Source organism: Rummeliibacillus sp. BSL5, from assembly GCF_052928305.1.
In genome coordinates this window covers 890890-910291 of record NZ_JAVGCV010000001.1, presented here as the reverse complement: position 1 = coordinate 910291, position 19402 = coordinate 890890, and the positions used below count along the sequence as shown (strand labels likewise).

Annotated in this window: 24 protein-coding genes; 21 read left to right on the top strand and 3 right to left on the bottom strand. The window is 38.1% G+C overall.

Annotation, left to right across the window (positions count from 1 at the left end):
* Positions 1–19 precede the first annotated feature (19 nt).
* Complete coding sequence (gene gcvPA, locus RCJ93_RS04605; protein WP_066786615.1) at positions 20–1369, top strand: aminomethyl-transferring glycine dehydrogenase subunit GcvPA; 1350 nt, start codon at positions 20–22, stop codon at positions 1367–1369.
* Positions 1362–2840, top strand: coding sequence for an aminomethyl-transferring glycine dehydrogenase subunit GcvPB (gcvPB, locus tag RCJ93_RS04600; protein ID WP_066786618.1), 1479 nt, complete (start codon positions 1362–1364; stop codon positions 2838–2840). Before gcvPA ends, gcvPB begins: the two co-directional genes overlap by 8 nt.
* Positions 2841–3212: 372 nt before the next feature.
* Here the strand turns inward: gcvPB and RCJ93_RS04595 are convergent, their stop codons facing one another.
* Complete coding sequence (locus tag RCJ93_RS04595) at positions 3213–3593, bottom strand: rhodanese-like domain-containing protein (protein ID WP_066786621.1); 381 nt, start codon at positions 3591–3593, stop codon at positions 3213–3215.
* A gap of 104 nt (positions 3594–3697) precedes the next feature.
* Between RCJ93_RS04595 and RCJ93_RS04590 the strand changes: the two genes are divergently transcribed.
* Together RCJ93_RS04590 and RCJ93_RS04585 are read left to right on the top strand one after the other, a co-directional pair.
* Positions 3698–4531 (top strand): lipoate--protein ligase family protein, encoded by an 834-nt coding sequence (locus RCJ93_RS04590; protein WP_066786624.1) that lies wholly within the window; start codon positions 3698–3700, stop codon positions 4529–4531.
* A 30-nt stretch (positions 4532–4561) separates the two neighbouring features.
* Positions 4562–4921: a hypothetical protein gene (locus RCJ93_RS04585; protein ID WP_150284199.1), complete on the top strand. Its 360-nt coding sequence runs from the start codon at positions 4562–4564 to the stop codon at positions 4919–4921.
* Positions 4922–4940: 19 nt separating this feature from the next.
* On the opposite strand, the gene RCJ93_RS04580 is transcribed toward RCJ93_RS04585, so the two are convergent.
* Positions 4941–5831, bottom strand: coding sequence for a DUF1385 domain-containing protein (locus tag RCJ93_RS04580; protein WP_446738955.1), 891 nt, complete (start codon positions 5829–5831; stop codon positions 4941–4943).
* Between the two features lie 183 nt (positions 5832–6014).
* On the opposite strand from RCJ93_RS04580, the gene RCJ93_RS04575 reads away from it, so the two are divergent.
* Genes RCJ93_RS04575 through efp form a run of 4 tightly spaced genes read left to right on the top strand, consistent with a single transcriptional unit; the run spans position 6015 to position 8583 of the window.
* Entirely contained in the window at positions 6015–6452 is a 438-nt protein-coding gene (locus RCJ93_RS04575; protein ID WP_446738498.1) for a hypothetical protein, read from the top strand.
* 44 nt (positions 6453–6496) lie between these two features.
* Positions 6497–6925, top strand: a complete 429-nt coding sequence (gene aroQ / locus RCJ93_RS04570) for a type II 3-dehydroquinate dehydratase (protein WP_066786631.1) — start codon at positions 6497–6499, stop codon at positions 6923–6925.
* A 14-nt stretch (positions 6926–6939) separates the two neighbouring features.
* On the top strand, positions 6940–8001 hold the full coding sequence (locus RCJ93_RS04565; protein ID WP_446738497.1) for a M24 family metallopeptidase: 1062 nt from the start codon (positions 6940–6942) through the stop codon (positions 7999–8001).
* Positions 8002–8025: 24 nt separating this feature from the next.
* The gene (efp, locus tag RCJ93_RS04560; protein WP_066786635.1) at positions 8026–8583 is read left to right on the top strand and encodes an elongation factor P; all 558 of its coding nucleotides are present in this window, start codon (positions 8026–8028) and stop codon (positions 8581–8583) included.
* Positions 8584–8952: 369 nt separating this feature from the next.
* Here efp and RCJ93_RS04555 read toward each other — a convergent pair whose 3' ends face one another.
* Positions 8953–9162: a hypothetical protein gene (locus RCJ93_RS04555; protein WP_446738496.1), complete on the bottom strand. Its 210-nt coding sequence runs from the start codon at positions 9160–9162 to the stop codon at positions 8953–8955.
* 533 nt (positions 9163–9695) lie between these two features.
* Between RCJ93_RS04555 and RCJ93_RS04550 the strand changes: the two genes are divergently transcribed.
* The 13 genes from RCJ93_RS04550 (at position 9696) to RCJ93_RS04490 (ending at position 19109) form a co-directional block, all read left to right on the top strand.
* The gene (locus RCJ93_RS04550; RefSeq protein ID WP_066786641.1) at positions 9696–9926 is read left to right on the top strand and encodes a SpoIIIAC/SpoIIIAD family protein; all 231 of its coding nucleotides are present in this window, start codon (positions 9696–9698) and stop codon (positions 9924–9926) included.
* Positions 9926–10300, top strand: coding sequence for a hypothetical protein (locus RCJ93_RS04545; protein WP_066786645.1), 375 nt, complete (start codon positions 9926–9928; stop codon positions 10298–10300). Before RCJ93_RS04550 ends, RCJ93_RS04545 begins: the two co-directional genes overlap by 1 nt.
* Before the next feature lie 20 nt (positions 10301–10320).
* Positions 10321–11226, top strand: a complete 906-nt coding sequence (locus RCJ93_RS04540) for a stage III sporulation protein AE (protein ID WP_066786649.1) — start codon at positions 10321–10323, stop codon at positions 11224–11226.
* Positions 11227–11626: 400 nt separating this feature from the next.
* On the top strand, positions 11627–11881 hold the full coding sequence (locus RCJ93_RS04535) for a hypothetical protein (RefSeq protein WP_147193618.1): 255 nt from the start codon (positions 11627–11629) through the stop codon (positions 11879–11881).
* A complete protein-coding gene (locus tag RCJ93_RS04530; protein WP_066786653.1) occupies positions 11878–12423 on the top strand; it encodes a SpoIIIAH-like family protein in 546 nt (181 codons plus the stop codon). Before RCJ93_RS04535 ends, RCJ93_RS04530 begins: the two co-directional genes overlap by 4 nt.
* A gap of 255 nt (positions 12424–12678) precedes the next feature.
* Complete coding sequence (gene accB, locus RCJ93_RS04525) at positions 12679–13179, top strand: acetyl-CoA carboxylase biotin carboxyl carrier protein (protein WP_446738495.1); 501 nt, start codon at positions 12679–12681, stop codon at positions 13177–13179.
* Between the two features lie 15 nt (positions 13180–13194).
* A complete protein-coding gene (gene accC / locus RCJ93_RS04520) occupies positions 13195–14553 on the top strand; it encodes an acetyl-CoA carboxylase biotin carboxylase subunit (protein WP_066786659.1) in 1359 nt (452 codons plus the stop codon).
* 20 nt (positions 14554–14573) lie between these two features.
* On the top strand, positions 14574–14975 hold the full coding sequence (locus RCJ93_RS04515) for an Asp23/Gls24 family envelope stress response protein (RefSeq protein WP_066786662.1): 402 nt from the start codon (positions 14574–14576) through the stop codon (positions 14973–14975).
* 260 nt (positions 14976–15235) lie between these two features.
* Complete coding sequence (nusB, locus tag RCJ93_RS04510; protein ID WP_150284202.1) at positions 15236–15610, top strand: transcription antitermination factor NusB; 375 nt, start codon at positions 15236–15238, stop codon at positions 15608–15610.
* A 24-nt stretch (positions 15611–15634) separates the two neighbouring features.
* Entirely contained in the window at positions 15635–16504 is an 870-nt protein-coding gene (gene folD, locus RCJ93_RS04505; RefSeq protein WP_446738494.1) for a bifunctional methylenetetrahydrofolate dehydrogenase/methenyltetrahydrofolate cyclohydrolase FolD, read from the top strand.
* 129 nt (positions 16505–16633) lie between these two features.
* Positions 16634–17983, top strand: coding sequence for an exodeoxyribonuclease VII large subunit (gene xseA / locus RCJ93_RS04500; protein ID WP_446738954.1), 1350 nt, complete (start codon positions 16634–16636; stop codon positions 17981–17983).
* A gap of 2 nt (positions 17984–17985) precedes the next feature.
* Entirely contained in the window at positions 17986–18228 is a 243-nt protein-coding gene (locus tag RCJ93_RS04495; RefSeq protein ID WP_066786674.1) for an exodeoxyribonuclease VII small subunit, read from the top strand.
* A complete protein-coding gene (locus tag RCJ93_RS04490; RefSeq protein ID WP_147193611.1) occupies positions 18225–19109 on the top strand; it encodes a polyprenyl synthetase family protein in 885 nt (294 codons plus the stop codon). Before RCJ93_RS04495 ends, RCJ93_RS04490 begins: the two co-directional genes overlap by 4 nt.
* Positions 19110–19402: the final 293 nt, after the last annotated feature.

The window sequence follows — 19402 nt, the reverse complement described above, 5'->3', positions numbered from 1 at the left end:
GAAAAGAGGCTTATGAGATATGTTACATCGGTATCTACCTATGACAGAGCAAGATCAACGAGAAATGCTTGATACGATTGGTGTTTCAACAGTTGACGAGCTGTTTGCAGACATTCCAGAAAAAGTCCGTTTTAAAGGTGAATACAATATTAAACCTGCTAAAGCTGAAACGGCACTATTGAAAGAATTAGCTGGCCTTGCAAGACAAAATGCCAATCATGATGAATATGCAACCTTCCTAGGTGCAGGCGTCTATGACCATTATAAGCCAGTTATTGTTGACCATGTTATTTCCCGTTCAGAGTTTTATACAGCCTATACACCATACCAACCTGAAATTTCACAAGGGGAATTGCAAGCTATCTTCGAGTTCCAAACAATGATAGCAGAATTAACAGGTATGGATTTGGCTAACTCGTCTATGTATGATGGTGGAACAGCAATGGCAGAAGCAGGTATGCTTGCATGTGCGCATACACGCCGTAAAAAACTATTAATCTCTGAAGCCGTTCACCCTATTACAATAGATGTAGTAAAAACATATGCATACGGTCAGTCTATTGAAGTGGTGACTGTACCGCTTAAAGACGGTAAAACAGATATGGATGCATTGAACAACTTAGTAGATGGAGATACAGCAGCCATCATGGTGCAATATCCAAACTTCTTTGGCCAAATCGAGGATCTAGCGACGATGTCAGAGGCAATCCATGCGGTTAAAGGACTTTCTGTTGTAAGTAGTAATCCATTAGCGCTAGGCATATTGACGCCTCCAGGAAAACTGGGTGCAGACGTTGTGGTTGGTGATGCACAACCGTTTGGTATACCGGAAAGTTTTGGCGGACCACACTGTGGCTACTTTGCAACAACAACAAAGCTGATGCGTAAAGTACCGGGAAGACTAGTAGGAGAAACGATCGATGAAGATGGTATCCGTGGTTACGTTCTAACTCTACAAGCGCGTGAACAACATATTCGTCGCGAAAAGGCAACTTCAAATATCTGTTCTAACCAAGCGTTGAATGCGTTAGCGGCTTCTGTTGCCATGACTGCTCTAGGAAAAAAAGGTGTTCAAGAAATGGCGAAGCACAATATCTTGAAGACACATTATGCTAAAGAAGCATTTGAAAAAGCAGGTTTTGAATTACCTTTCAAAGGGCCGCATTTCAATGAAATCGTTGTTAAAGTGGAAGGTTCTGTTGATGAATTAAACGATCACCTGTTTGCAAAGGGAATGATCGGTGGCTTTGACCTTGGCAAGGTTTCAGAAGCACTTGCTAACCATGTATTAATCGCAGTCACTGAACAACGGACAAAAGAAGAAATAGATACACTTGTCCAAGAAATGGGGGCATTACAACATGCATAAGGAAAACCAACCGCTTGTATTTGAATTGTCGAAAGAGGGTCGTGTAGGTTACAGCCTGCCTGAGTTGGATGTACCTGATATGGATCTTTCAAGTTTATTGCCAGAAAACTTGATTAGGAAAGAAGAAGCTGAGCTCCCTGAGCTATCGGAATTAGATATTATGCGACATTATACGGCACTTTCACGCAGAAACCATGGTGTTGATTCTGGATTCTATCCACTTGGTTCATGTACGATGAAATATAATCCAAAAATCAATGAAACTGTTGCACGTTTCCCAGGCTTTGCACATATTCACCCACTGCAAGCCGAAAAAACAGTGCAGGGTGCACTTGAACTTATGTATGATCTACAACAACATTTAGTTGAAATCACAGGCATGGATGAAGTGACATTACAGCCTGCAGCTGGTGCACACGGAGAATGGACAGCGCTTATGATGATTCGCGCATTCCATGAAGCGAACGGGGAACATGAACGTACAAAAGTAATCGTTCCTGACTCAGCGCACGGTACGAATCCTGCTTCTGTATCTGTAGCTGGTTTCGATACAGTGACTGTTCGTTCTGACGAAAATGGTTTAGTTGATTTAGAACATTTACGCGAAGTAGTAGGGAAAGATACGGCTGCTTTAATGTTGACTAATCCAAATACACTTGGTTTGTTTGAAGAAGATATTCTAGAGATTGCTGAGATTATCCATGGTGTTGGCGGCAAGCTTTACTATGATGGTGCGAATTTGAACGCCATTATGTCAAAAGTTCGCCCAGGAGATATGGGATTTGACTGTGTTCACTTGAACCTGCATAAAACATTTACAGGACCTCATGGTGGCGGCGGACCTGGCTCTGGCCCGGTTGGCGTTAAGAAAGAATTAATGCCTTACTTGCCAAAACCTGTATTAATCAAAACAGAGGAAGGCTATACATTTGATTATAACCGTCCAAAATCAATCGGTCGTGTAAAGCCATATTACGGTAACTTCGGTATCAACGTACGAGCTTATACCTATATTCGTACTATGGGCCCTGATGGCTTGAAAGCGGTGACTGAAAATGCGGTAATCAATGCCAATTACATGATGCGCAGATTAGAATCTTATTATGAATTGCCGTTCAATCGCCACTGCAAGCATGAATTTGTTCTAAGTGGCAGCCGTCAGAAAAAATTGGGTGTCCGTACGTTGGATATTGCCAAAAGGCTGTTAGACTTTGGCTACCATCCACCAACAACATACTTCCCATTAAATGTGGAAGAAGCGTTAATGATTGAACCAACTGAAACAGAATCAAAAGAAACGTTAGATGCATTCTGTGATGCCATGATTCAAATAGCGAAAGAAGCGGAAGAAACACCTGAAGTCGTTCAAGAAGCTCCGCATACAACTGTTATTAGCCGTCTAGACGAAACACGTGCGGCTCGTCACCCAGTATTGAAATATGTGAAAAAGACAGATTTAGTAGAAGTATAATAAGAAAGTGCATTGGGATATTTTTAGCAAGGCCTAATCTTATATAGATAGACTAATTAAAGGGTTCTACATATTAGACATGACTAATATGTAGAACCCTTTCTACTTTTAACTTCGTAAGCTGAATTAGATTAATGCAATTATTTTTTAGGGGTATCAGGGACTTTGTTCTCAATGCTTATCTTGCTGCATTAAAAGAGCGTATAAAGAAGATTCTCTTCTTTATACGCTCTTATCAGTATCAATGTGAGCAATATCCAAATTCGTTACCAAAGAATGAGTCAGATGCAACCCCTTCTTGCTAGCATAATAGCTAGTAGATCAGACTCTCACACTAGAATAAAATACCATATGCAACTTGTATAATTGTTGTTATTTAACTTTAATTTTGCCGTTCCACTTTTTATAACCGCCTTCTAATTGATAGAGTTGGTCATAGCCCTTTTTCTTTAAAAATAATGCGGCTCTTGAACTGCGAGTACCACTTTGACAATAAAGATAAACAGGCTGGTCGGTTCTTAATTCGCGATAACGATTGCGTAGTTGAGTAGATGGCAGGTTACGTGCGCCTAAAATATGACCGCCCTCGAACTCTTTCAATTCGCGCACATCAATTAATTGCGCTTTGCGATAACCTTTTTTGAATTCTTCTTCATTTAAAGAAGTGACTGCTTTTTTTAAGCGAAGTGCATTGATTAGTGTATAAATAACAATTACACCTACAATAATTAGTATAGTATATAACCAGCTCACAAAATCTTACCCCTTTCTATCTATCATACATATTATAAAAGAAGAACTAGCGATAGTCCAATGGGTTTGTTAAAATAAATAGTTGTGAAGAAGGGATGGTATACATGAAAACGAAGTGGTATTTTATTAATTCGGGACCTTGCAGTCCTGCTTATAACATGGCGATGGATGAAGCGCTTCTGCATTGGCATAGTGAAGGGTTGATTCCTCCGGTCATCCGTTTTTATGAGTGGAACCCTGCGACACTTTCCATTGGGTATTTTCAACGTGCAAAGCAGGATATCGATTTTGAGCAAATACATAAACTAGATTTAGGCTTTGTCAGACGCCCCACCGGGGGACGAGCTGTCTTGCATGAACATGAGCTCACTTATAGTGTAATCGTGACAGAGGATTACCCAGAGATGCCAAAGACTGTAACCGAAGCCTATCGAGTTATTAGTGAAGGGTTATTGAAAGGATTCCAAAACCTTGGGTTGGAAGCTTATTTTTCAATTCCTGATACAGAAGAGAAGCGAGACTTGCTGAAAAAGCCAAAAAGTGCAGTTTGTTTTGATGCACCGAGCTGGTATGAGCTTGTAGTAGAAGGCAAAAAAGTTGCTGGCAGTGCTCAAACAAGACAAGAAGGTGTAATATTGCAGCATGGCGCCATCTTAATTGATTTGGATGAAGAGAAATTAATTTCACTCTTCAACTTTTCTTCAGACAGAGACAGAGAACGCATGCAAAAGCATTTGCCTCAAAAAGCAGTGGCAATCAATCAATTGGCAAACCGTACAGTTGATGTAGAAGATTGCATCGAAGCTTTCTATAAAGGGTTTCAAGAGGCGCTTGATATTGAGTTGGTCCCTTATGAATTGACAGAAGAACAGCAATCCTTTGTCGAAAATCTGGCGAAAACACGTTATGAATCGGATGAATGGAATTTTAGAAAATAATAAAAAGAAAGCAATGCTAGAGGTGAAAAGATGAATAACAAACTCGCCGGCTTGATGTTCCCGGCCTTTACAATCCTTACGTTATCAGTATTGTCGTTTTTAGGATTGTTCGGTGAAGGGGATGTCAATAAATCGTTCTTTATCTTTGGACTATATTTAATCTTCCCATTTGCTTTCCTAGTTCAAGGAATAGCGTGTGCAATCAACCACATCAATCCTTTTATAGCATTGCTTATTTCGTACATTTCTTTTGGGGTTATCATGCTATCTTTTTTTCATTATTTCGCATGGGGCCTTTCAATGTACTATTTGATAGCATGGTTAATCGGTTACTTCGGTATTTGGATGGTTCGAAAAAGAAAAGAAACAAAAAATGCAAAGGCTCAATAGCCTTTGCATTTTTTATTTATTAGACAGCTTTATCAGCTGCTGGTATATTTGCAGGATCTTTCTCAATGTCTAACAGTTTGTTAAAAGAAGCAATCGCTACTTCTACTTGATCATCATGCGGTTCTTTTGTTGTCAACAATTGCAGCCAAAGGCCAGGATAGCCTAGGAAGCGTAAGATAGGAATGTCCCTACAGGCATTGGTTGCTTGCAGTACCTCAAAAGCAACACCTAGAACAACTGGGATTAATAGGATGCGGTCTAGGATACGCAGCCAAAATGGATCTGTTGGCACTAAAAAATAGATTAACATTCCAACAAGTACGGTAAACAACATAAAGCTACTGCCACATCGATAATGAAGCCGAGACTGTGCTTGCACATTTTCTACAGTTAGCGGCTGGCCGTTTTCAAAACAATTGATTACCTTGTGCTCAGAGCCATGATATTGAAACACACGCTTAACCATAGGTGTCAGTGAGACTAGGTAGATATAGCTGACTAATAGTACTAATTTAAATCCACTTTCCAATAAAATTTGAGCTGTTTTTCCTGGCAGCCAAGAATGGAATAATTGGGCTAAAAAGACAGGGATCAGCGTAAAAATAAATTTGCCAAAAATAAATGATAGGATACCGATTGCAGCTACACCCAGCCACATCTCGAGTTTTGATTTTGATTCTTTCTCTTCTTTTATTTCTTCACCTGGATTGACATTAAAGCGTTCACTGGCGAACTGTAAATGCTCTGATCCATTCGCGGCCGACTCAATTAAGGCGATAATACCTCTTAATAAGGGAATTTTTTTAAGTTTTTGAAGTGTAGGATTGTATTTTCGCTCGATATAATAATAGTCGATAGACCCATCATTGCGGCGAATAGCTGATACGGTATGCTTTTTGCTGCCCATCATGACACCTTCCACTAAAGCTTGTCCACCGTATACAGGGAGATTTTGTTGACCTTTCACATACGACACCGCGCTTTCTCACAGGATAAAAACTGTTTTTATTGTACTAAAAAAATCAACATTGCACTAGAGAAAGCATATTATATTTATTTTTTGTCTATCCTCAGGGGGAAGGAGGGTTTTTAGATGAGAATTAACGTTTACCTGTGGACTGTTTTATTCAGTTCGCTTACATTTATATTTAGTTTAAAGATATTAGATTGGTTTTCCTTTATGAAACTTTCGCCGATAGGTTGGGCAAAAAAATGGCATATTTTTAGTGATTCCCATGGTCTTGTCAAATGGTTTATTCTCTGGGTATTTGTTGTAATTATTACGGCTGTCTTATTTGCGATCGCTGAATTATTGAAAAAAGTACGCATGGATATTGTAGCTATTTTCCTTGCGATTGTGATTGTATGGCTCATTGAATGGTCTGTTCAACATACCTTCTACATTCGTCACTTTTCAATCCCGCTTGCTGTTGTTATTGGTCTTCATTTGCTTTGGATATTTGAAACAGCCACATATCATGCGAAAATGAGAAATTTAGAATCTCGAAATAAACTGCCCCAATCTGTCTAGGATTATGCTAAAATAAGGCTATCAGTGCAGGAGGAGGGCTAACGATGAATTATTTATGCTTGAATGGTCCTAATCTTAATCGACTCGGCAAGAGAGAGCCAGCTGTTTATGGGCATACAACATTAAGAGACCTTGAGTCCCAATTAAAAGTCCTAGCAGCTGAGTTCAATGCTTCAATTGATTGCAAGCAATCAAACGTTGAGGGCCAGTTGATTGATTGGATTTATGAAGCTGAAGATACAGGTGTAGATGGCATTATCTTCAATCCCGGCGCTTACACCCACACGAGCATCGCACTAAGAGATGCAATTGCTGGTGTTTCGGTGCCTGTTATTGAGGTTCATATTTCAAATGTACATAAAAGAGAAGAATTCAGGCATCATTCTTACTTAGCGCCTGTATGTGTAGGGCAAATTACAGGGCTTGGCACATTTGGATATAGCGCAGCTCTTCGAATGTTTTTAGAGGGATAAAAAGGGGGATTATAATGGAAAGAGTAGAGAGATTAGTGAAAGCGTTAAATTCGCAAAATTTAGATGGTTTGCTTATTACCAATAATTATAATTTACGTTATATGACAGGTTTTACAGGGACTTCAGGTGTAGCGGTAGTATCACAAAAAGAGGCAGTGTTTATCACTGACTTCCGTTACACAGAACAAGCATCTAAACAAATTACAGGCTACCGCATTGTTGAACACAAGGGGACAATCATTGAAGAAATTGCTGCAGTCGTGAAAGAACTAGGCATTAAATCGCTTGGTTTTGAGAAAGATGTAGTTAGCTATAGCATGTACGAAACGTATTCTAAGGTTATTCCAGCTGACTTAGTCGGCGTTACAGATTTGATCGAAAAAATTCGTCTCGTTAAGACAGAAGATGAATTAAAGACAATCAAAGCAGCTTGCCAAATTGCAGATGAAACGTTTGAACATATCATTCAATTTATCAAACCAGGCAAAACAGAGCTTGAAGTTTCAAATGAGCTTGAATTCTATATGCGTAAACTTGGTGCAACTTCTTCTTCATTTGATACGATTGTCGCTTCAGGAGTACGTTCTGCATTGCCACATGGCGTTGCAACTGATAAAATAATTGAAAAAGGTGATTTCGTCACTTTAGACTATGGCGCTTTATATAATGGTTATATTTCTGACATGACACGCACAGTCGCTGTGGGCGAACCTTCTGAACAGTTAAAGGAAATCTACCAAATTGTTTTGGAAGCAGAGCTTCTCGGACTTGAAAAATTCAAACCAGGTATGACAGGTAAGGAAGCGGATGCAATATGCCGCGATTATATTAAGGAACATGGCTATGGTGATGCTTTTGGCCATTCTACAGGTCATGGAATTGGTTTAGAGGTACATGAGGGTCCTGGATTATCGTTTAGATCCAATGTCACATTAGAGCCTGGCATGGTTGTCACATGTGAACCGGGTATCTATTTGCCGGGAGTTGGTGGCGTGCGTATAGAAGATGATACGCTAATTACTGAAACTGGCAATGAAAAATTGACACATGCACCAAAAGAATTAATCATCTTATAATTTATTATTGGAGGATATACAGAAATGATTTCAGTAAATGATTTTAAAACAGGGTTAACGATCTTAGTAGACGGGAACCTATTCCGTGTTATCGAATTCCAACACGTAAAACCAGGTAAGGGTGCAGCTTTTGTACGTTCTAAATTACGTAACTTACGTAATGGCAACGTGGCAGAAAAAACATTCCGTGCAGGCGAAAAAGTGGAAAAAGCACAAATCGATACACGCAAAATGCAATATCTATACGCATCAGGCGACGCTTATGCATTCATGGATATGGAATCATATGAGCAAATCGAATTGACCGCAAGCCAATTAGAAGAAGAATTAAAATACCTTCTAGAAAACATGGAAGTTCATATCATGATGTATGAAGGAGAAGTGCTAGGCGTTGAACTACCTAACACAGTTGAACTAGAAGTATCTGCAACGGATCCTGGAATTAAAGGTGATACTGCAACAGGCGGATCAAAACCAGCAACAATGGAAACAGGCCTAGTTGTAAACGTACCATTCTTTGTAAACGAAGGTGACAAACTAATCATCAATACATCTGATGGTTCTTATGTTTCTCGTGCTTAATCTATAAATTAAAGCTATGCATAACTGCATGGCTTTTTTTTTATGAGAATTTTACTATTCCTTATCAACTTATTCAACTTGTTGAGCAAGTTACACCAGGAGATGTTCGTGTTGCTTCAGCTAAATTAAATGGTACTTTTAAATTTTGTAATTTCTTCCCATGATGCTACGCTACCTATTTAAAAAGGAGATGAGGAAAAGTTGAGTTTGAAAAGAACCACTCAAATGGTTAGCGATAGGAACTGAACCAAACGAGGAAAAAAGCAATGATATGAGGTATTTTGTGCAATAGAAGTTATAAATGACTTTCTTGATTTCGAAAAAGAATAATAAAAAGACCACATAAGTGGTCATTAAATATTCAAAACTTTAAAGATTCACTTCATAGAAAAAAATAGAGACGATTAAAACGATAGCTACTAATACTACAATTTTCGTACGATCATTCCAAATTGGTAGACCATTTCTTTTGTTTTCAATCATCTCTTTAATAAACGATACCAAGAAAATTATCGAGAAAATTAAACCGATTAACATTAAAGATAAAAAGAATAGAAGAAAAAGTGTAAAAACAAGCAAAGTCAACCCTCATTTTTAGATGTAATTATACACTGTGTTCTTATTAAATATTATTAATTCCGTATCAATATAACATACTACCTAGCATATTGCTGGGATTTTTTGATGATTATAAAGTCTTTATGTACTAGAAGAAGTAAGCCCCCTATTTTGACCGCTATTCTAATTCAAGGCATGCGAAGTTGTTCAGCTGCTAATTGCCTAAGCTGCTAAAACTTTCAAAAGTAATTGCTAGAACACAAACTGCCAATAAGAATGGAATTTGAAAGAACGGTTACGAGTTTCGGAGAAGGAAGTTCTTATTTTTACTCGAATAATGTCAATTAACATATTAACAATTTACTTACTAAAAGAAAGTCTACTGTTATCATAAATTTATTTAATTTAAAAGTTCTCGACTGTCAGGAAATTCAAACATATATAATGAAAATTTAAATACAAATCCTTCGTGCACTTATCTTAAGTGCTTTTTTTGTGCGATCTATCAAGATTTCTTCATAATTTCCCTGCATAAATTCTTTTCCCTCTCATAAATTGTAAAGAGAGGAGGGGCGACTTCGGAACTTCAAGATTTGCTTAGAATAGCTGGTATTGGACTGGTCCTGGGACTTTTACACATCTTTTTTGAACAAACAGGTAAAAAAGAATTCTCTTTCTTTCTTAATTTTATTGCCTATTTATATATCACAATCGAGTTGCTTCGATTTTTGCGTCTCTTTTTTGATGAGATTATTACCTTCTTCCAATGGCTGATGACGTCATAATGGAATTCTTATTCTATGTTTTAATGACGTTCCTCTTCCTTATTGGTATACGAATAGTAATACCGACAATGCATCAATTCTTTGCAGTTGTCTTATTTTTTATTCTATTAAGTTTTTTGATGATGCGAGTTGTATTACCTTTTTGGCAGAAATTAAAGACCTTTTTTTTATTTGATTTGCCATATATGCCGCTTATATTAGGTAGTTCCTTGCTTTACCTATGTTCACTTATTGTATCGCACATATTAGATGAAAACGATTATGAAAGCATTGCCTTTATAAGTCATCTTGCTATAAAAATCTGGATTGTCACGCTTTGGCTCGATGAATTAGCATCATTTTTAAAACAATGGGAAAAGTTAGTAGCACCGTAGGGGGTGTAATAATCGAACAAGTGGCTGCGTTTTTAATCGAACCATTTAAAGAACAATTCTTCGCACTACGTTCATTTTTTCTTTACGCTATCCTGTTTTTATGTATTAATTGGCTGCTTCCAACAATGAAAGAGTGGACAAGGTTTTTTTTCTTAATAGTTGTGATAATGGTAACAATTCGACCTGTTTTTAAGGCTTTTACACAAATGCAACATATAACAGAACAGCTAATGGATGTTTATCTTGTTCTGTCGCCACTTTTAACATCCTCTTTGCTTCTTGGCTCAGGAATATTTTCAGTGCTTTCCATTAGTCCTGTTTTCCTTATTTTCTTACAGACTATTTTAGTGGTCGTTACAAAATATTTAATCCCTATGTTAATCGCCACATTTGTTTTCGATTTTATTACGCGAATGCTTCCTGAGCTCTCGTTTGCCAAAATGTCAGATTTTTTGCGAATGTCCGTTTTGAGCGTAGTATCCGTATCTGTCCTAATTTATACCATGTTACTTGCTACAAATGGAGTTTTGGTTGGTACATTTTCAGGAGAAATAGCTGAGCCGGTTAAAAGGCTCTTGCAACAAAATATCCCTATCATCGGTTCCCTTGTCACAGAATCTCTCAATACCTTTAAAAAATATTCGTCGACAGCTTTAATTACTACGAGTACTGGTTTACTTGTAAGCGTTTGGAGTGTAACGATTCTTCCGACACTCAATATTTTAATACTCGGTTTTTGTTATCGTTTTTTAGCTGCTGTTCTAGAACCGTTCACAGACAGTAAGGTGAATGGATTAATTGAAGATGTCAGCAAAACACTTTTCATTCTATGTGCTGTGTCATTCCTTATTGCATTTGCCTATTTCTTCACGATTATGATGGTCGTGCTTATGGTTCAGATGCAGATGGGGAAAGGGGGGGCATAGTGGCGAGTTTTTTATTTAATTTGCTAGTGTATTGCCTCATCGGAAAAATCCTGCTTCTTATTCTTCCTAAAGATGTGGAAGAGGAGGCCACGCTATTATTAAAAATGGTGCTTGCTTTATATAGTATTCAATACTTTTTGTAACACTTTTGCATATTGCTGAAACAAGATTCATAGATTGTGTTAGTCGTTAATGTTTTGAAGGAGGAGATGTCCTTGGAAAAGCAGCAAATTTTAAAAAACCGTTTCTTGCCGCAGGAATTTTAGTCGCAATACTTCTGGTAAGCGGAATATTCTCGCTTACGAATCAGACCAACAAAGATCCATCGAATGCTGGCAGCGAACAAACAGGGACCCAGGATCTCACTTCTATTCTTAGTTCCATTGAAGGTGTTGGTAAGGTGATGATTTATTTTTACTATGGCCAGACAAACGACCAGCCTAAAAAGGAAGAGTCATCCCTTGGACAATATTTTAACTGGCAGCAAACAAATGGAGAGAGTAAACAGAAAGTAACCGGCGTGTTAGTCGTAGCTGAAGGAGCTGATTCTTTAACAGTAAAAAATGATCTTGTAGCAGTCTTATCAAGTGTACTTGAAATACCAACTCATCGTATTGTCGTACGTTCAATGGAAAAAAAGGAGGATACCCCATGAGAGTAAAAAAGAAAGCAGTATGGTTTTTAACATTATTAAGTTTGGCAGCAGTCATTTCGGTCTATTATTTATCTAATCCAGTAACGCCATTTAACGGACTTGCTATTTTCAGTGATAATTCATTGAAAGATACAAAGATTAGCGAACTTGCAAGTAAGACAAGCAAAACAACTCCTGTTACTACAGAAAGCCACTTATTTGAAGAGATGCGAATGGAGCTGCAAAACGAGCGCAGTCAATTGAAAGAAACACTAACTCAAAAAGTTGCATCTTCTCAATACAGTGCAGATGAAAAGAACAAATATTTCGATGAGATTGATGCGATTACAAAAAATGAATCAAATGAAGCGATGCTTGAAATGTTGATTCGGACATTGGGATACTCAGATGCATTTGTTCGGGCTGAAGACGATCAAATCCGTGTAACAGTACAGGCAAATGAATTATCAAAAGAAAAAGCGAATGAGATTGTGTATATGGTGAAAAAAGAGTTTAATGAAGGAAAAGTAGTAGTAGATTTCCAATCCGAAACAATTAACTAAATAAAACGTCTTCTAAAGATGGAGAAACAACCTGGTTGTTTTTCCGTCTTTTTTTGTGTGTGATATATCCTTAAAGATGGATGAATGCAGATTGTAAATACAGCTCTAATAAGTGTTTAGAATTATCTTCAAGGAAAAGGAGGAATTATGCCCAAAATGTTGAAGATATCTATATTCCCAAATAACTGTTTAAAAATATTACCAAACACGATAAAATAAAACTTGTACTATATCACAATATAAGGGGAGTAACATATGTTGAAAATTCAAGAAATACGCGAGATTATTAAATTAGTAGATGCTTCTTCAATTGAAGAATTCGTGTATGAGGCTGACGAAGTAAAAGTCAAACTCAAAAAAAATAGCGGGATTGTTATCTCAAATCATACTCCCGAAGCACTAAAACCAATTGAAACAGTGCAAGCTGCACCAGCTGTTGAAGCGCCTGTAGCTAAAGCAGCTCCAGCTGTAGAAAAACAAGAAGCGAAAACAGTTGAAACAGCTTCAACTGAATCATTGCATAAAATAGTTTCACCTATGGTCGGAACATTCTATCAAGCGCCAAGCCCAGATGCAAAACCTTTTGTCCAAGTAGGAGACAAAATTGGAGAAGAATCCATTGTTTGTATCGTAGAAGCGATGAAGTTATTCAATGAAATTGAAGCAGAAGTTAAAGGTGAAATCGTCGAAATCCTAGTGACTGACGGTGAATTAGTGGAATATGGCCAGCCTTTATTCCTAGTAAAAGAAAACTAAGGGAGGCTATGCTCTATGTTGAAAAAAGTATTAATTGCAAATCGCGGAGAAATCGCAGTTCGCATTATCCGTGCATGCAAAGAATTAGGTATTGCCTCTGTAGCAGTATACTCAGAAGCAGATAGTGAAGCGCTGCATGTACAGTTGGCGGATGAAGCTTATTGCATCGGCTCTAAGTTTTCAAGCGATAGTTATTTAAAGATTGACCGTATCTTAACAGTAGCAGAGAAATCAGGCTGCGATGGTATCCACCCGGGCTACGGTTTTCTTGCTGAAAATGCGAGTTTTGCCGAAGCATGTGAAGATGCAGGTATTACGTTTATCGGCCCAACATCACAGGCTATAAATATTATGGGAATTAAAGATATTGCTAAAGATACTATGATTGCTGCAGGCGTGCCGACAGTACCAGGTTCTAAAGGACTTGTTGCTGATGAACATGAAGCAGTAGCTGTAGCACAAGAAATTGGCTATCCTGTCATTATTAAAGCAACTGCCGGCGGTGGAGGTAAAGGTATCCGTGTGGCACGCGATGAAGAATCTTTGATTAAAGGCGTTCAAATCACTCAAAAAGAAGCACAAGCTGCTTTCGGTAATCCAGGCGTCTATTTAGAAAAGTTCATTGAAGATTTCCGCCACTGTGAAATCCAAGTGCTTGCAGATGAATATGGTCATACGATTCATCTAGGTGAGCGTGATTGCACGGTGCAACGTCGAATGCAAAAGCTTGTTGAAGAAGCGCCTTCACCTGCATTATCTGAAGAAAGACGCACTGAAATGGGTGAAGCAGCTGTAAAAGCAGCGAAGGCTTGTGGTTATCGCGGTGCAGGTACAGTTGAATTTATCTATGACTATAAGGCAGATCGATTCTACTTTATGGAGATGAATACGCGCATCCAGGTTGAACATCCTGTTACTGAGGAAATTACTGGAGTTGACCTTGTACGTGAGCAATTAAAAATTGCCTCTGGCGAAAAACTAACATACCAACAAGAAGATATTGTGGTAAACGGTTGGTCAATTGAGTGCCGTATTAATGCAGAAAACCCATCTAAAAACTTCATGCCTTCTCCAGGCAGAGTGGAAAATTACCTAGCGCCAGGTGGTATTGGCGTACGTATTGATTCTGCTATGTATCCAGGCTATGCGATCCCACCATACTATGATTCAATGGTAGCAAAATTGATTGTTCATGCCGATACTCGTGAAGAAGCGATCGAAAAGATGAAGCGTGCACTTGGGGAGTTCATTGTGGAGGGTCCTGGAATTCATACAACTATTCCTTTCCACGAAAAATTAATGGATCATGAAGTATTCAAATCAGGTAAATTCAATACGAAATTCCTTGAAGAAAATGATGTCATGAATTCATAAGAAAGAAAGGGGCAAGCTAAATGGCTGACGAAATTGTACATTCAGTACCGCAAGAAACACCCGCTGACAAGACGTCTCTTGGCCGTATTGAGGTAGCACCTGAAGTCATTGAAGTGATTGCGGGTATTGCGACTACTGAAGTGGATGGTATTTCAAAAACAAGAGGCAACTTTGCGACAGGTGTTGTAGAGAAGTTCGGCAAAAAAGTGCATGGCAAAGGCATTAAGACTGAATGGACAGAAGAAGGCTTAGTCGTCGATGTTTATTGCTTTGTCCAATATGGTGTATCAGTAGCTAAAGTTGCAAAACAAGTGCAAACACATATTCGCGAAGCCATCGTAAATATGACCTCTCACCAAACAAAAGAAGTGAATGTACATATTACAGGGATCCTATTTGATCAAAGTGATATGAAAAACTAAATAAAAGTCAAAATAGAAGCTTCTGGTGGAGGAGAACTCACACCATTCTTGGAAGGGTTCTTAAAGGTATCTTTATGCTTTTAAGAGCCCTTTTTTTTACAGTATTTTAGCCCTATTGTCGAATTTTTCAAAACATGCAAGAATCCATGCTTCTATAGGTGTTTTGTGATAAAATAAATCTATTGTAAATAAATGAAACACTTCACATAATGACAATTATTAAAATGGTCAGATGTAGTAGTAAAAGGAGCACATTTTAGATGAAGCGACGAGAAGCGCGGGAAAAAGCATTACAAACCCTTTTCCAATTAGAAAATACAGAGCTGACAGTACAAGAAGCAATGGAGCATATCATGGGTGAAGAGACAGATACGTTCTATGAAAAGATAGTGATTGGTACAACTGAGCATTTGCAGGAGATTGATGCAGCACTTGCTGAAAAACTTGAAAATTGGACTTTTGATCGTGTAGCAAAAATTGAACGCACTATCTTGCGTTTAGCAGCATATGAGCTGTTATTTACACCTGAAACACCAAAAAGTGTTGTTTTAAATGAAGCAATTGAATTAAGTAAGACATTTGGCGATGAACAATCCAGCAAATTTGTGAATGGAGTTCTTTCTAAATTTGCTTAAAATCCTTAAATAGAGGTGGAAAGAATGTCAGGCAAATTGATCAATGGTAAAGAAATTGGTGGAAAGATTCGAGAAACGATTCAACAGGAAGTGAACGACTTAAAGAGTGAAGGCATTATCCCTGGCTTAGCAGTGATTTTGGTCGGCGATGACTCTGCATCGCATACATATGTGGCTAATAAGCAAAAAGCTTGTTCAGAGCTAGGAATTTATTCGCGTTTAATCCAATTTGAAGCCGAAATATCAGAAGATACTCTGTTATCTCAAATCGAACAATTGAATACTGATTCGGCGATTGATGGCATCTTAGTGCAATTGCCGTTGCCTAAACATATCAATGAACAAAAAATCATCGATGCTATATCTCCATATAAAGATGTTGACGGTTTCCATCCAATTAATGTAGGTAAAATGCTGATTGGCGAACCTTCATTCCAACCATGCACCCCTTCTGGAATTATGAAACTGCTGGAATACTCAAATGTTGATGTAGCAGGCAAGCATGCTGTCGTTGTGGGCCGAAGCAATATTGTTGGCATACCGATGGGGCAGCTTCTACTAAAAAAAGATGCAACAGTTACGTATTGCCACTCTAAAACACAGGATTTAAGTGCTATTACAAAGCAAGCTGATATATTGGTTGTAGCGACTGGCCGTGCCAAGTTAATCGGCAAAGAAGGTGTTAAAGATGGGGCAGTCGTGATTGATGTAGGTATGAATAGAGATATTCATGGCAAACTTTGTGGGGATGTTGACTTCGATGCAGTTTTTGAGAAAGTTTCAGCTATTACCCCTGTACCTGGTGGAGTCGGACCTATGACGATTACAATGCTTCTTTACAATACATTGCAATCTGCCAAAAAGAAGTCAATTAGACAACCTTTAGTCAAATAATATGAAGACATGGGCTGTTTTTCTAGCGAAAGACAGCCCATTTTACTGATAAGTACAACTATCTTTGTAAAATGGGAAATAGGAATAAACGCTGGTATCTTTACCAGTGTATAGATAAGGAGTTTTCGTATTTTGGCAATGCCTTATTTATCAGTGCAAGCACTTACAAAATATATCAAGAAAAAGTTTGATGCAGATCCCCATTTGCGCAATGTTTACGTTAAAGGTGAACTCTCCAATGTTAAGCATCATATTGGGTCTGGCCATATTTACTTCACCTTAAAAGATGAAAAGTCGCAAGTGAAAGCGGTTATGTTTGCTATGCGCGCTAAAAAATTGAAGTTCAAGCCGGAAAATGGCATGAAAGTTTTAATTAAAGGGGATGTAACGGTTTACGAAGGTGGCGGGCAATATCAATTATATGCTGAAGAAATGGAACCGGATGGTATAGGTAGTCTTTACTTAGCATTTGAGCAATTAAAAGAGAAGTTGCAACAAGAGGGGCTATTTTCTGATAGCCATAAAAAACAAATTCCAGCCTTTCCACAAAGAATAGCAGTTGTGACAGCTCCGACTGGTGCTGCTATCCGTGATATTTGCACGACGATTAAACAACACTATAAGTTAGTGGATATTGTTATTTTTCCTGCACTTGTTCAGGGGGAAAATGCTGCTAAAAGCATTGCAAAAGCAATTGAACAGGCAAATAATACACCGAATATCGATACATTAATTGTTGGTCGTGGCGGAGGTTCCATAGAGGATTTATGGGCTTTCAATGAAGAGATTGTTGCAAGAGCTATCTTTAATAGTAAGTTGCCAATCATTAGTGGTGTAGGTCATGAGACAGATACGACCATTGCTGATTTTGTAGCAGATGCGAGAGCTGCAACACCGACGGCAGCCGCAAAACTTGCTGTCCCAAGCAGCCAAGAACTTTTGAAATATCTGCTCACCAAAAAAGCTCAACTAATTCAATTGACTCAATCTAAAATTAGAAGCGAACGGAGCCGGTTAGACCGTTTACAAAAATCCTATCCACTCAGCCTGCCTGACAGGCTCTATCGACCGTTTACCGAACAGCTCATGCGCTTAGATGAAAGGCTTCAACAGGGGACAGTACGTTATGTGAAAGACCAAAAACAGCTTATTCAGCGATTGGATCAAGCCTTGGCAATGCGCACGCCGGTAACACAAATCAAGCAAGAAAAGAAAAATATAATCAATTTAGAAAGTGCTTTGCAAAAAGCAATTGTAGGGCAAATCAATCAAAAAAAAGAAGAGTTTCGTTCTGCAATCAGAACATTGGAAGCGTTAAATCCACTTTCTATCATGACAAGAGGATACAGTATTGCATACCAGAATGGTACTGTTGTTAAATCAGTTGATGACCTTCAAACACAAGATCAAATTGAAGTACACTTGCATGATGGCAAAGCTTTAGCATCCATTGTATCTGTTACGAAGAAAGGAGACTAAAAATGGCTAATGAAAAACAAACCTTCCAAACTTCAATCAATGAATTAGAAGAGATTGTACAAGTATTAGAAACAGGTGAAGTACCGTTGGAAGATGCAATTGAAATGTATAAAAAAGGAATGAAACTATCAAAGTTTTGTCATGATCAATTGACAAAGGCAGAAGAACAGCTTGTCTCTATTATGGATGACAGCGGCAAAGAAAAGCCGTTCGAGCCTACAGGAGAAGAGGGAAATAAACAATGACGCTACAACTCCAATCATTCATGAAAAGTAATATTCCACTCGTCGAAAAACATATGGACGATCTTGTGAAAATTATTACAGCACCGGAAATACTGAAGGAATCAATGCTTTATTCGCTGAACGCAGGGGGTAAAAGAGTCCGTCCTTTATTTGTGCTAGCTGTTATGGATCATTTCAATGTAAAAGATGATGCAGCTTACACTGTCGGTGCTGTCATTGAAATGATTCATACCTACTCTTTAATCCATGATGATTTGCCAAGTATGGATAATGATGATTATCGACGCGGCAAATTAACAAATCATAAAGTTTTCGGTGAAGCCTTTGCCACACTTGCTGGTGATGCGTTAAATACACTAGCTTTTGGCATACTAGCTAGAATGCAACATGTGGATGCTGAGAAACGTTTAGAACTCATCAACCTATTAAGTATTGCAGCTGGCGCAGAAGGTATGGTCGGCGGTCAAATTCTAGATATTCAGGGTGAAGAAAAGCAGCTGACATTAGAAGAACTAGAAAAAGTCCATATTAATAAAACAGGTGCTATCCTTCGCTTTAGCATTGAAGCTGGTGCTATACTTGCTAATGCAACAGCAGATGAAAGAAGCATATTGGCGGAATATGCCCATCACATTGGATTATGCTTCCAAATACAAGATGATATTTTAGACGTAGTAGGTACCACAGAGCAGCTTGGTAAGACAGCAGGCAAAGATGTAGCAAGCGACAAAAGCACATACCCTGCATTATTAACACTTGATGGGGCAAACAAGAAATTGCAACAACATTTCCGTCTAGCAATCGAAGCGTTAGATAAATTGCCTTCTGATAGTATTTTACTCAAAGAATTTGCTGAATATATTGTTCATCGTAACAAGTAACAGCTCAAAATATTTTGTGCAATTGTTTACTATGGTTTTATTGAGCAATTTTCCATGTATGTTTGGGGGGAATTCTCTTAAAGCTGTTTATAACAGTGAAGATAGGCAGAACGAAGCTGTCTCAAATGATGAGACTAAGTTGAACCAATCGAGTTCTTACTCTATACTGGGTTAGGTCTATTAATGATCATATAGAATGATCCTTAAATTCATGTGGAAGAAAAAAGACACCCAATATGTGAAGTTTTACTTTATCACTGTTATAATGGTGTAAAACAACAATGTGCGATGAA